Annotated in this window: 12 protein-coding genes; 7 read left to right on the top strand and 5 right to left on the bottom strand. The window is 45.3% G+C overall.

Annotated features, from left to right (window positions below; all coding sequences use genetic code 11):
* The first annotated feature begins 17 nt into the window (after window positions 1-17).
* The 3 genes from spoT (at window position 18) to recG (ending at window position 5,045) form a co-directional block, all read left to right on the top strand.
* The gene (spoT, locus tag C9J42_RS14425; RefSeq protein ID WP_107207439.1) at window positions 18-2,120 is read left to right on the top strand and encodes a bifunctional GTP diphosphokinase/guanosine-3',5'-bis pyrophosphate 3'-pyrophosphohydrolase; all 2,103 of its coding nucleotides are present in this window, start codon (window positions 18-20) and stop codon (window positions 2,118-2,120) included.
* 118 nt (window positions 2,121-2,238) lie between these two features.
* Window positions 2,239-2,964 (top strand): tRNA (guanosine(18)-2'-O)-methyltransferase TrmH, encoded by a 726-nt coding sequence (gene trmH / locus C9J42_RS14430; RefSeq protein ID WP_107207438.1) that lies wholly within the window; start codon window positions 2,239-2,241, stop codon window positions 2,962-2,964.
* Complete coding sequence (gene recG / locus C9J42_RS14435; protein WP_107260579.1) at window positions 2,964-5,045, top strand: ATP-dependent DNA helicase RecG; 2,082 nt, start codon at window positions 2,964-2,966, stop codon at window positions 5,043-5,045. The genes trmH and recG overlap by 1 nt, the downstream gene beginning before the upstream one ends.
* 70 nt (window positions 5,046-5,115) lie before the next feature.
* On the opposite strand, the gene envZ is transcribed toward recG, so the two are convergent.
* Together envZ and ompR are read right to left on the bottom strand one after the other, a co-directional pair.
* On the bottom strand, window positions 5,116-6,447 hold the full coding sequence (envZ, locus tag C9J42_RS14440; RefSeq protein ID WP_107302093.1) for a two-component system sensor histidine kinase EnvZ: 1,332 nt from the start codon (window positions 6,445-6,447) through the stop codon (window positions 5,116-5,118).
* 3 nt (window positions 6,448-6,450) lie between these two features.
* Window positions 6,451-7,170, bottom strand: coding sequence for a two-component system response regulator OmpR (gene ompR, locus C9J42_RS14445; protein WP_005371969.1), 720 nt, complete (start codon window positions 7,168-7,170; stop codon window positions 6,451-6,453).
* A 365-nt stretch (window positions 7,171-7,535) separates the two neighbouring features.
* On the opposite strand from ompR, the gene greB reads away from it, so the two are divergent.
* Both greB and C9J42_RS14455 read left to right on the top strand, forming a co-directional pair.
* A complete protein-coding gene (gene greB / locus C9J42_RS14450) occupies window positions 7,536-8,018 on the top strand; it encodes a transcription elongation factor GreB (protein ID WP_105061157.1) in 483 nt (160 codons plus the stop codon).
* A 163-nt stretch (window positions 8,019-8,181) separates the two neighbouring features.
* Window positions 8,182-10,506, top strand: coding sequence for a Tex family protein (locus C9J42_RS14455; RefSeq protein ID WP_107287677.1), 2,325 nt, complete (start codon window positions 8,182-8,184; stop codon window positions 10,504-10,506).
* A gap of 67 nt (window positions 10,507-10,573) precedes the next feature.
* Here C9J42_RS14455 and C9J42_RS14460 read toward each other — a convergent pair whose 3' ends face one another.
* Complete coding sequence (locus tag C9J42_RS14460) at window positions 10,574-11,032, bottom strand: ATP-dependent Lon protease (RefSeq protein ID WP_105061159.1); 459 nt, start codon at window positions 11,030-11,032, stop codon at window positions 10,574-10,576.
* 71 nt (window positions 11,033-11,103) lie between these two features.
* Entirely contained in the window at window positions 11,104-11,886 is a 783-nt protein-coding gene (gene bioH, locus C9J42_RS14465) for a pimeloyl-ACP methyl ester esterase BioH (RefSeq protein WP_107287675.1), read from the bottom strand.
* A 35-nt stretch (window positions 11,887-11,921) separates the two neighbouring features.
* On the opposite strand from bioH, the gene C9J42_RS14470 reads away from it, so the two are divergent.
* On the top strand, window positions 11,922-12,629 hold the full coding sequence (locus tag C9J42_RS14470; RefSeq protein ID WP_107208649.1) for a ComF family protein: 708 nt from the start codon (window positions 11,922-11,924) through the stop codon (window positions 12,627-12,629).
* Between the two features lie 142 nt (window positions 12,630-12,771).
* A complete protein-coding gene (gene nfuA / locus C9J42_RS14475; RefSeq protein WP_005371977.1) occupies window positions 12,772-13,350 on the top strand; it encodes a Fe-S biogenesis protein NfuA in 579 nt (192 codons plus the stop codon).
* A 73-nt stretch (window positions 13,351-13,423) separates the two neighbouring features.
* On the opposite strand, the gene C9J42_RS14480 is transcribed toward nfuA, so the two are convergent.
* Window positions 13,424-13,807 carry a 3D domain-containing protein gene (locus C9J42_RS14480; protein ID WP_107208650.1) on the bottom strand — a complete coding sequence of 128 codons (384 nt, stop codon included), beginning with the start codon at window positions 13,805-13,807 and terminating at the stop codon, window positions 13,424-13,426.
* Window positions 13,808-13,870 lie beyond the last annotated feature (63 nt).

Consider the following 13,870-nt stretch of genomic DNA (forward strand, 5'->3'; position numbering starts at 1 on the left):
TCAGGGAACCGGGCGAATTGTATCTTTTTGATAGCCTGAAAGAAGTCGCAATCGAGTACCTGCCAGAGCCTCAGCTAGAGGCTCTTAGGCAGGCTTTTCTCGTTGCTCGCGACGCACACGAAGGGCAAACTCGCTCCACTGGCGAGCCTTATATTATCCACCCCGTTGCGGTTGCTCGCATCTTGGCGGAAATGCGTCTCGATATTGAAACGCTCATGGCGGCATTGCTTCATGACGTTATCGAAGATACCGAGGTCACTAAAGAAGATCTCGCCAGCCGTTTTGGCGACACTGTCGCAGAATTGGTCGATGGCGTATCGAAACTCGATAAATTAAAGTTTCGAGATCGAAAAGAAGCACAAGCTGAAAACTTCCGCAAAATGATCATGGCAATGGCGCATGATATTCGCGTAATTTTGATTAAGCTGGCTGACCGTACCCACAATATGCGAACACTCGGTGCCCTTCGCCCCGATAAACGTCGTCGTATTGCCCGCGAAACTCTTGAAATATTCTCTCCTCTAGCCCACCGTCTGGGTATCCATAACATCAAATCTGAACTTGAAGAGCTTGGCTTTGAAGCGTTATACCCAAATCGCTACCGTGTATTAAAGCAAGTGGTAGCTGCGGCGCGTGGTAACCGTAAAGAGATGATCAATAAAATTCACGCTGAAATTGAGGGTCGCCTCAGTGATGCGGGAATTCACGCTACCGTATTAGGCCGTGAGAAAAACTTGTTCTCTATCTATAACAAGATGAAGAACAAAGAGCAGCGTTTCCACTCCATCATGGATATCTATGCTTTCCGTGTACTTGTGAGTGATTTAGATACCTGCTACCGCGTATTAGGACAAGTACATAACCTGTACAAACCCCGTCCTAGCCGCATGAAAGACTACATTGCGATCCCGAAAGCCAATGGCTATCAATCGCTGCATACCTCGCTTGTTGGCCCTCATGGTGTTCCCGTTGAAGTACAGATTCGTACCGAAGACATGGATCAAATGGCAGACAAAGGCGTTGCTGCGCACTGGACCTACAAAGATGGCGAAAGCTCAGGTACTACAGCGCAAGTTAAAGCCCAGCGTTGGATGCAAAGCTTACTTGAACTTCAACAAAGTGCAGGTAGCTCATTTGAATTTATTGAGAACGTAAAATCCGATCTTTTCCCTGATGAGATTTACGTTTTTACCCCGAAAGGCCGTATTGTTGAATTACCTGTTGGCGCAACCGCGGTAGATTTTGCTTACGCCGTGCATACTGATGTCGGTAATGCTTGTGTTGGCTCTCGCGTTGATCGCCAACCTTATCCACTAAGCAAACCACTTAAAAACGGTCAAACCGTTGATATCATTAGTGCTCCTGGCGCTAGACCTAACGCTGCATGGCTTAACTACGTGGTGACATCCCGTGCCCGCACGAAGATCCGCCAAGTGCTGAAAACCATGCGTCGTGACGAGTCGATTACTTTAGGTCGTCGCTTGCTAAACCATGCTCTTGGTGGCACTAATATTGATAATATTGCTAACGAAAATATTACCAAGGTATTGTCTGATCTCAAACTCAGCTCAATGGATGATCTTCTCGCTGAAATCGGCTTAGGTGAAGTGATGAGTGTGGTCATTGCTCGTCGTTTGTTAGGCAATGTCGATGAGCTCACGCCAAAAGAAAATGATCGTCGCTTACCAATTCAAGGCGCTGATGGCATTTTATTAACCTTTGCTAACTGCTGTCATCCGATCCATGGCGATCCGATCATTGCCCATGTTAGTCCAGGGAAAGGTTTAGTGATCCACCGTGAAGAATGTGCCAATGTCCGTGGTTATCGTAAAGAGCCGGATAAGTACATGGCGGTAGAATGGAGTGAAGACTTCGATCAAGAATTTGTTACCAGCTTGAAAGTTGATATGCAAAACCACCAAGGTGCATTAGCCGATCTCACTAACACTATTGCTGCGACAGGCTCGAATATTCAAGGCTTAGCGACGGAAGAAAAAGATGGCCGTTTATACACCATCACCGTTAAGTTAACCACACGTAGCCGCATTCATTTAGCCAACATTATGCGTCGAATTCGTATTATGCCAAATGTCGTACGTGTCGCGCGCCAGAAAAACTAAGCGTTAAGATACGCACAGTTTTCATCATAAAAACGCCCTTTATTGGGCGTTTTGTGTATTTGGCAATAAAGCCTTATTATCATTAACCTATCTCATTTGTTTTCATTAGGTAACCTCCATGACCCCAGATCGTTTTCAACGTATCCACCAAGTATTGGCAACGCGTCAGCCCGATCTGACGGTATGTATGGAAGAAGTCCACAAACCAAATAATGTCTCAGCGATAATCCGCACAGCTGATGCTGTCGGTGTACATAAAGTGCATGCCGTTTGGCCCAAAGAAGGGATGAAAGTATTAAGCCATACTTCGGCTGGTGCGCGTAACTGGGTTGAATTAGATACCCATGATTCTATGGTTGAAGCCGTACAAGCATTAAAAGATCAAGGCATGCAGGTACTGGCTACCAACCTATCTGATACTGCGATTGATTTTCGTGATGTTGATTACACCAAACCAACAGCGATTATTTTAGGCGGAGAGAAAAACGGCATCACAGCTGAAGCGCTAGCGATGGCCGATCAAGATATCATCATTCCAATGGTCGGCATGGTGCAGTCATTAAATGTGTCAGTCGCAAGCGCGTTGATTTTGTACGAAGCACAACGCCAACGTCAAAATGCTGGTATGTATGAGCGTGAAAAAACCTTACTGCCAGATGATGTCGTTAACCGAATCCTATTTGAACGCGGGCATCCTGTTCTTGCTAAAGTCGCACAACAAAAGGGCTTACCTTACCCACAACTCGATGATCAAGGTCAGATTGTTGCTGATGAAGCATGGTGGGCAGCCATGCAAGCGAAGAAAATGAAAAAACGCCAACCCGCAATGGAGAATAACGAGTAATGAGCGGACAACTCCTCAATGCTATTTCGCTAGCTGAACTCTCTGGCGTTGGAGCAAAAATGGCAGAGAAACTGGAAAAGATTGGGCTCCATAATGTCCAAGATTTACTGTTTCACTTACCATTGCGCTATGAGGATCGCACTCGTATTTGGCCTATCAATCGAGCCATGCCAGGGCAACACTTGACCGTTCAAGGTGAAGTCCACCATACCAGTATTACTTTTGGTAAACGTAAAATGCTGGCAGTAAAAATTGGAGACGGCACAGGCTCTGTTACGCTGCGCTTTTTTAATTTCAATGCAGCAATGAAAAATAGCTTTGCTGAAGGTAAACAAGTTAAGGCTTACGGCGAAATCAAAGGCAGTAAATTCGGTCTTGAGATCATTCATCCGGATTACCGTATTTTCTCAGAGCCGACCGAGCTTAGTGTTGAAGAAACCTTAACACCAGTATATCCAACCACTGATGGCTTACGTCAACTGACCCTGCGTAACCTAACCGACCAAGCGCTCAACTTGCTCGATAAGGCCGCGGTGACAGAACTACTGCCGGAAGGTTTATACGACCGTCAAATGACGCTTGCACAGGCATTACGTGCGATGCATCGTCCAACACCTGATATCTCACTAGATCAATTAGAAGCAGGTAAGCATCCTGCTCAACACCGGTTAATTTTAGAAGAATTGTTGGCGCAAAATTTATCGATGTTGGCATTGCGCAGCAAAGGACAACAACATAGTGCTTGGCCACTTGCCGCGAAAGATTCATTAAAGCAGCAACTGCTCGATAGTCTGCCGTTCACTCCAACAGGTGCGCAGCAACGTGTTGTCGCTGACATTGAAACCGATCTTATTAAGCCGCAACCAATGATGCGTTTAGTTCAAGGGGATGTTGGCTCAGGTAAAACCTTAGTTGCCGCTCTTGCCGCCCTACGCGCCATCGAACATGGCTTTCAAGTCGCCTTAATGGCACCAACGGAATTACTGGCAGAGCAACATGCCATCAACTTTGCCAACTGGCTTAATCCTATGGGTATTCAGGTTGGCTGGATGGCAGGTAAGTTGAAAGGCAAAGCGCGCGAAACGGAACTTGCCCGTATTGCGAGTGGTGAAGTGAAGATGGTGGTCGGCACGCATGCCTTATTCCAAGACCACGTTAAATTTGAAAATTTAGCACTCGTTATCATCGATGAACAACACCGATTTGGTGTCCATCAGCGTTTAGAGCTACGAGAAAAAGGGGCCAATGAGGGTCGCTACCCACATCAGTTAGTCATGACGGCAACCCCGATTCCACGTACTCTTGCCATGACAGCTTATGCCGATATGGATACCTCGGTCATTGATGAACTGCCCCCCGGCCGAACACCGATCCAAACTGTTGCCTTACCCGATGCCCGTCGCCCTGAAATTATCGAGCGTATTCGATCAGCTTGCATTAATGAAGGACGCCAAGCCTATTGGGTATGTACCTTGATTGATGAATCAGAAGTGTTGGAAGCCCAAGCCGCCTCAGATACTGCCGATGAACTGACGGGTTTACTGCCTGATTTAAAAATTGGTTTAGTACACGGACGAATGAAAGCCGCAGAAAAACAAGCGGTGATGGCAAGTTTCAAAGCTGGTGAGCTGAATTTGTTAGTTGCCACAACCGTGATTGAAGTCGGAGTGGATGTACCCAATGCCAGTTTAATGGTGATTGAAAACCCTGAACGATTAGGCTTAGCGCAGCTCCACCAGCTACGTGGACGTGTCGGTCGAGGAAAAGTTGCGAGTCACTGTGTATTGCTTTATCACGCCCCCCTGTCTAAAACCGCACAAAAGCGTTTAGGGGTATTACGTCAAAGTAGTGATGGTTTTGTGATCGCCCAACGAGATTTAGAAATTCGTGGCCCAGGTGAATTATTAGGTACCAAACAAACCGGTATTGCTGAATTTAAGGTCGCCGATCTGATCCGTGACCAATACATGATCCCACAAGTGCAAAAGCTGGCTCGCTATATTCATGACAGTTACCCCGATAACGCCAAAGCCATCATTGATCGTTGGCTAGGACAACGAGAAAACTACTCAAACGCTTAGTTATTGGTTAAGTACAAATACAACAAAGCCCACATTACCGCGCGGTAATGTGGGCTTTTCATTTGCTGACTTACTTCATTTTATGTAGTGGTAACGTCACTTCAACGCGTAAACCACCTTCGCTGCGGTTACGCACTAAAATAACACCATCATGCTGATCAACAATACGCTTTACAATCGCAAGTCCTAATCCTGTCCCTTCCGCTTCACTACCGCGAGCGGAATCACCACGCGTAAGGGGTTGGAACATCTTAGTGACCTGATCAGGCGCAATACCCGGCCCATCGTCTTCAACACAGAACCATACCGATTTACGATCAGCAGAAGCCCCACTCGAGATCTTCACCCAACCCTTACCATAGCGCTGCGCGTTCACCACAAGATTGGCTACCGCACGTTTAAGCGCAACTGCGTTTGCTGACACCGAACCTGGGATCTCACCGAGTTGCTGATCAATTGTTTTACCGTAACTGCCTTCAGTATGCGCAACATCAATCAACAAGGTATTCAGATCAAGATCTTCTTCTTCCTGCTTCTTGGTCGATTTTAGATAATCCATAAACTGACTAATGATCGCGTTACACTCTTCGGTATCAGTGATCATCGATTCCGCTAAATAACTATCTTCAGGTGACATCATTTCTGTAGCCAGACGAATACGGGTTAATGGTGTACGTAAGTCGTGGCTGACGCCTGCCATTAACAGTGCGCGATCGTCTTCTAGCTGTTTAATGCCCTGTGACATCTGATTGAAGGCTTTGGTGACTGAGCGAATTTCAGAGGCACCTTGCTCAGGAAGTTGTGGCGGCGTTTCACCACGTCCCACCATAAGTGCAGCCTGTTCCAATTCCATTAATGGACGGTTTTGGATCCGAATGAATAACCAGCCGCCAGCAATCACAAGAAAGGCAATGATCAGGCTATAGCGAAATAGCGGCGCAAAGTCTTCTTCTTGCAGCTCGGATAACGGGACCCGCATTAAGAAATTCGGCATCGCATCGGTTTTTAGCCACAGCACATAACTGTCAGCACCGAGCAATAAACGCACATCGGTTGGCGAACCAAGATCTTTGGTCATCTGCTCACTGAGATAACCGATATGCATCGCATCATGGAAAGGTTTGGCCGCTTCACTACCAGGCGCGACTAAGGTGAGACCTAACTCTTCTAATAGTTTACGACGAAGAGGACGGTCAAGGTGTACACATTGATCATCCGGCATCACCAATTCATCGTTAAGCATCAATTTTACTTCATAAGATAAAATGCGGTTGAATTGCTGAATACTGGGTAATAAGGCGTAATTAACTATGGTCAGATACGAAAAAATCTGGCTTGCGATAAGCAAGCCAGCTAATAGGATTAACGTTCGACCAAATGTGCTTTTTGGCGATAAACGCATGGCTTACGCCTCGCGACCATCAGGAACGAAGACGTAACCTAAACCCCACACTGTTTGGATATAACGTGGACGGCTTGGATCTTCTTCAACCATACGACGTAAACGTGAGATTTGTACGTCGATAGAACGCTCCATTGCAGAATACTCACGACCACGCGCCATATTCATCAACTTATCACGTGACATCGGCTCACGGGCATTAGTAACCAATGCTTTTAATACCGCAAACTCACCAGACGTTAATGGCATAGGAACATCGCCACGGAACATTTCACGGGTACCTAAGTTTAAACGGAATTCGCCAAATTCAATCATCTTACTATCAACACTCGGTGCGCCCGGTGCTTCAATTGTTTGACGACGTAGTACCGCACGAATACGCGCTAACAGCTCTCGAGGGTTAAACGGTTTAGGCAGATAATCATCAGCGCCCACTTCAAGACCAACAATGCGATCAACCTCATCACCTTTTGCTGTTAGCATCAAAATAGGTAACATGTTATTGGCATTACGTAAGCGACGACAAATTGATAAGCCATCTTCACCTGGTAGCATTAAATCTAACACCATTAGATGAAACGTTTCGCGGGCTAATAGACGATCCATTTGCTCGCCATTTGCCACACTTCGAACCTGAAATCCTTGCTCAGATAAATAACGTTCTAATAGCGCGCGTAAGCGCATGTCATCATCAACAACCAGAATTTTGTAATTTTCTTGCATAATCCACCTTCAGCGGTCGAGGTCTTGAGCTTTTGCCGTAGTGTACGTCAGCTCACTAAACAGACTCAGAATTTCCTGCGTTTTTTTCAGGCAAATATGTAACAGAGTATGTATATTCGTTTTATGCGCCAGATAAGCGCCTGAGTCAATTAAGTAATTATAAAAAAGCTAAAATGAAGTGAAAACTAGGGTTGCACTCTGTTTTATCTTGGTGAAAAGACACCTGCTCTCTGTTATATCTCATCTTTAATTTCTACATAATTTGAAACTTACCGCGACAATTTATTATTGCGCTTATTGACCCATCCGTCTAAGCGTTAGATCATCGCCCCATTCCTCGTTCACGTCATGTTATAAGGATAGCTATGAGAACCAACCTGGTGACGCGTGAAGGTTACAATAAATTAAAAAAAGAACTTGATTTCCTATGGCGTGAAGATCGCCCTGAAGTGACCAAGAAAGTCACTTGGGCTGCCAGTCTGGGTGATAGATCTGAAAATGCCGACTACCAATACAATAAAAAACGCTTGCGTGAAATTGACCGTCGCGTCCGCTTTCTACGTAAACGCTTAGATGTATTAAAGGTGATTGATTACTCCCCGCAACAAGATGGCAAAGTCTTCTTTGGTGCTTGGGTGGAAATTGAAAATGAAGCGGGAGAAACAAAGACCTTTCGCATCGTTGGTCCTGACGAAATTTATGGCAGAAACGACTATATCTCAATTGATTCTCCCATGGCGCGGGCACTACTCAGCAAAGAAGTCGATGATGATATTGTCGTTACCACTCCGCTTGGCAAGAAAGAATGGTTTATCAATGAAATCCGCTACGACACCGACATTGAGTAATTAAATCATCATTACTGCATACGATAGAAGCCGTTCGTTATGTACACGGCTTCTTTTCCGATCTTTTTTCTGCTCACTGACACACTCTTAACATCGGTAAACTTGCCACTCTCATCGGGAGACGTAGAATGTAAGCTTAACGATAAACAAGAGATACCTACGGATGAGCAACTCTATCAATCAGCTGATTGCCAGCGAACTGAATGTTCGAAATGAACAAATCAATGCAGCAGTCACACTGCTCGATGATGGTAACACCGTGCCTTTTATTGCCCGTTACCGTAAAGAAGTCACTGGCGGCTTGGATGATACCCAACTTCGTAATTTAGAATCACGTTTAGGCTACTTACGTGAGCTCGATGATCGTCGTCAGGTCATTTTAAAATCGATTACTGAGCAAGGTAAATTGACCCCTGCGCTAGAGGCTGAAATCAAGACAGCAGACAGTAAGACCCGTCTTGAAGATCTTTACTTGCCTTACAAGCCTAAGCGCCGCACTAAAGGTCAAATTGCCATTGAAGCCGGTATTGAGCCTTTAGCTGATCTGCTTTGGAGCCAACCAGACAACACTCCTGAGCAAGCAGCTGAACAATTTTTGAATCCAGAGCAAGGCTTTGCTGATACCAAAGCAGTACTGGATGGCGCTCGCGCAATCTTAATGGAGCGCTTTGCTGAAGATGCCACCTTGCTTGATAAAATCCGTCGCCAGTTAAACGGTCAAGCAGAACTGACTTCACGTCTTGTCGATGGCAAAGAGCACGATGGTGCGAAATTTAAAGATTACTTTGAATATAACGAGCCATTAAAAACCATTCCATCTCACCGTGCACTCGCGCTATTTCGTGGGCGTAATGAAGGCTTCCTACAATTAGCATTGAATGCTGATCCCAACCAAGATGAAGGCGTGCGAGGCTCTTACTGTGAAGTGATTATTGCCGATCACTACGGCGTAAAACTGGGCTCGGCACCAGCTGATGCATGGCGTAAGCAAGTGATAAGTTGGGCATGGCGCATTAAGATTTTAATGCACATGGAAACCGAACTGATGAGCGCACTGCGTGAAAAAGCCGAAGATGGCGCGATGCAAGTGTTCGCTGATAACCTGAAAGATTTGCTAATGGCTGCCCCTGCCGGTCCTCGCGTCACACTAGCACTCGATCCTGGTTTACGAACAGGGAGTAAGATTGCAGTGGTTGATGAAACCGGCAAGTTACTCGATACTGCCACCATCTACCCGCACCAACCCCACAACAAAATTGCAGAATCAAGCAAAGTTGTTTTAGCCTTAATCAACAAGCATAACGTTAACTTAATTGCGATTGGTAATGGTACTGCTTCACGTGAAACAGATGCGTTTGTTGCCAAACTACTTAAAGATAATAATCTAAAAGTACAGAGCGTAATGGTGAGTGAAGCCGGTGCATCGGTATACTCTGCATCAGAGCTTGCTGCAAATGAATTCCCAAACCTAGATGTTTCTATCCGTGGCGCGGTGTCTATTGGTCGTCGCCTGCAAGACCCATTAGCAGAGTTAGTAAAAATTGATCCGAAATCTATCGGTGTAGGTCAATACCAACACGATGTTAGCCAAAGCATGTTAGCGAAACGCCTCGATGCTGTCGTAGAAGACTGTGTAAACGCCGTGGGTGTGGATGTCAATACTGCATCTGCTGCACTACTGACACGCGTGGCAGGTTTGAACGCCACCATCGCACAAAACATCGTGAACTACCGTGATGAAAATGGTCGCTTTGATGCGCGTACAGCCCTGAAAAAAGTCGGCCGTTTAGGGCCAAAAGCCTTTGAGCAGTGCGCTGGATTCTTACGGATAATGAACGGTAAAAACCCACTTGATAGCTCTGCAGTTCACCCAGAATCTTATGCGGTAGTTAAAGCTATTTCGGCTGCTAATAATAAACCGGTTGATGCGATCATAGGTAACACCGATTTCCTACGTAGCTTAAAAGCCGCTGACTACACCGATGCTGATTTCGGCTTACCAACGGTAACCGACATCATTAGCGAGCTGGATAAACCTGGTCGAGATCCTCGTCCTGAGTTTAAAACAGCCACCTTTGCCGAAGGCGTTAATGAAGTAAAAGATCTGATCCCTGGCATGGTATTAGAAGGCGTGATCACTAACGTGACTAACTTCGGTGCTTTTGTTGATGTCGGCGTACACCAAGATGGTTTAGTCCATATCTCCGCCCTGTCTGATAAGTTCGTTTCAGATCCGCGCGAAGTGGTAAAAGCCGGTGATATCGTCAAAGTGAAAGTGATGGAAGTGGATTTACAGCGTAAGCGTATTGGTATGTCGATGCGTCTGTCTGATGAGCCAGGACAAGAGAAGCCGACTCGTCAACCTCGCGATAATTCAGCACGTCCTGCACGAAGTCAACCACAAAGCCAACCTCGTCAACGTGATAACGGTAATGCCGCAATGGGTGGTGCGTTTGCAGCAGCCTTTGCTAATGCCAAGAAAAAATAAGCTAACGTCTTATTAGGTTATACAAAAAGCCAGACGAGATGTCTGGCTTTCTTTTATCTACTAGAAATCAAATCACTTGTAGATATTCTGTTGGCGGGTTTGGCACACTGGCTTGTGCATACTTAAATGCCACCACCCCTTTAGTCCGCTCGTTTTGATTAATTTTATCTAATTGCTCAAGTAATTCTCGCGGTAATTTAATGTGCATGCTGTAACCCAGTGCACTGTCTTTCTCAAGATAATTACTGGCAGATAGCAGATCAACAAGACGGGCAATATCCTCTTGATAACCTTTTAAAATTTCATCATCTTGCTTATCATAATCCGGATGTTCACTCGGATCCCAACTTGGTTTTTTTAGCTGTTTCTCTTCACTGGTTATTGGCTTTTCATCTGCCGCCGCGCTACTTGCAGTTAACGGGACAATTTTTTCTCGCACTCGGTTATCTCGCGCAACTTGATCGGTTGGCGGATTGACCGTTGTGGCTAATGGCACACCACCAGCTTGTAGAGGAGAAATATTCATACCGAAAACAAATTCACCATGTGCAAAGTAAACAAACCCAAGTGGTTACTATTTAATCATAACGGTAATTTTTAAGATACAACAGCATCTTCAGCAATAAACTGCCGCACTGCAGCGATAAATTCATCAGGATGTGAAATAAACGGTGCATGAGATGCAGACTGAAAAACATAACTCAATGACTGTGGGCAGAGCTTGCTAATCGCGGCTTCTGTTTTAACGGGTACCAAGCCATCTAAGCGACCATACATTCGTAGCCAAGGTTGAGTGAGTAATGACAGTTCTGCCCGCTGATCAACGGTTTCAAGTAACATTAACCCCAGCGCCAAGGCTGAGGGTTGTGGCGTCGGCCGTTCAAGTACGGCTTGCTTTAAATTCTTTATATCCTGTCGGGCTGTCGGGCTGCCCATCGCTTGTAACGCTAAGAATCGCTCTACCGTTACGTTAAAATCAGAGGCGAGCTGTGATTGAAAATTCCTGAGTACATCCGGTTTGATCCCTCGCCATTTTTCTCGCGCCATAAAACTTGGCGAACTGGCTAAAGTCATTAATTGTGTTACACGCTCAGGTGCAAGTAATGCCGCTTGCGTTGCCACTAGACCACCCAGTGACCAGCCTAACCACGCTGCTTTCTGAGGGGCGCGCGCTAATACCGCTTGCGTGATCTCGACCAAGGACTCCGCAGTAACATCACCGCTATAACCGTAACCCGGTAAATCACACCAATGCACAGTAAAATGCTCAGCGAGGGCTGGGATCACATCTTGCCATACCGCACCATTCATTCCCCAGCCATGAATGAGAACCAGATCCGAGCCTTGACCTTTACTGTGCCAATCAAGCATTACCGCCATTACACTTCCTTATTCGGTTTTTTGAGGTTTTGTTTATGATGCCAAAAAACACAACGGCTTGGCTATCTCACACCTGCCGTAAACTATTATTTCGCCACTGTAGCTTATGTCAGTTACCACTCGAACCCAATGATGATTATTGGTGTCATTATTGTCTTTCTCAATTTCCATCCCCGCCTTACTGCCAACGATGTGGTACAACGACTTTAAACGCTGAACAATATTGTGGTCAGTGTTTGACGACTCCGCCACCTTGGCAACGATTGTATCGTTTAGGTGAGTACCAACCGCCTCTACAGCAATTAGTTAGCCAATTTAAATTTGGGAAAAAGTTCTGGCTTGCAAAACCATTAGCCAAACAATTAGCAAAACAAATTACCGACCCCGCCCCTTTATTGCTTCCTGTTCCGTTGCACCGCTGGCGTTATTGGCAACGTGGATTTAACCAAAGTCATTACTTAGCGTTAGCCTTAGCTCGTGAACTTAGTACCCAAGTTGATCACAATGTATTGGTGAGGACTCGCCATACTCAAGCACAAAAATCCCTGACAAAAAAACAACGTAAAACTAATTTAGCCAATGCCTTTGCTATTAAAGACTGTGCGCTTCCGCAGCATGTGGCCTTGGTTGATGATGTCGTTACAACTGGAACAACCGTGGCATTATTAACCAAAAGACTCCACCAGCAAGGCGTAAAGCGCGTTGATATAATTACGATTTGTCATACCGAAAAACCCGTATAGTCATCACTTATAACAAAAAAGTCGCGCATTATGATGTAAAACGTGGTGAAATTAAAAATGCTAATATTAGGGATGATAGAACGTCTCTCTAAGAGTAGAATAGAGAAAACTCACTAAATAGGTCAGGTATTACGTCGTGTCAATGATCACTATTACTGAAAGCGCTCAGCAGCACTTCGGCAAGCTTCTTGCCCAGCAGCCTGAGGGTACTAATATCCGTGTTTTTGTTGTTAACCCAGGCACTCAAAGTGCTGAGTGTGGTGTATCCTACTGCCCACCTGAAGCGGTTGAAGCAAGCGACACCGAAATCAAACTAGAGCTATTTTCTGCTTTTCTTGATGAGCTAAGCCTGCCATTTTTAGAAGATGCTGAAATTGATTTTGTTACTGACAAAATGGGCTCACAACTTACACTTAAAGCACCGAATGCAAAAGTGCGTAAAGTGTCTGATGATGCACCATTGATGGAGCGTGTTGATTACGTTATCCAAACCCAAGTTAACCCACAACTTGCCGGTCATGGTGGTCACGTTTCTTTATCAGAAATCACTGAAGATGGCGTTGCTATCTTACAGTTCGGTGGTGGCTGTAATGGTTGTTCAATGGTTGATGTCACACTGAAAGAAGGCATCGAAAAAGAGCTACTCGCACAGTTTGAAGGTGAGCTAACTGGCGTTCGTGATATTACCGATCACGCACGTGGTGAGCATTCATACTACTAGTTTTTAGTATGAACGGAAAATCAAAAAGCCGCATATAAGATGCGGCTTTTTCGTTTTGAAACCAAGATGCTCGTTATAATACGGTGAGAGTGACTCTCTTTCGTCCCCAGCGTTTTGCGGCACGAATGTCTTTCCCCATGTAAATATCAATCTTATTACGCCAACGGGGATTCATTTTATCCAGCACAACATATTCACCGGGCAAACCTGATATTTTAACCTTTACACCTCGTTTTAATCCTTTTTTCAACAAATCCCGTGAAACGGCAATTACTTTCATCCCTGGTTTTAACCTATCTCCCCATGCAGCAATGTTAGGGTGTGAGCTTGTCTGCGCCCTAACAGAATTATACGCTGTCGCTGTAACATGCATTTTTTTATGGGTAGTAGCAAAGCTATTTACGCTAAACACCAATGCAATAGTCAGTAAGAAATAAGCAAGAATATTCTTTTTCATATCCAACACCCGGCTAAAAAGTGCTCGCATTTTAACCAAAACAACATCAGGTTTGATAGCTTT

This window comes from Photobacterium sp. GB-56, assembly GCF_003026105.1.
Lineage (GTDB): Bacteria > Pseudomonadota > Gammaproteobacteria > Enterobacterales > Vibrionaceae > Photobacterium.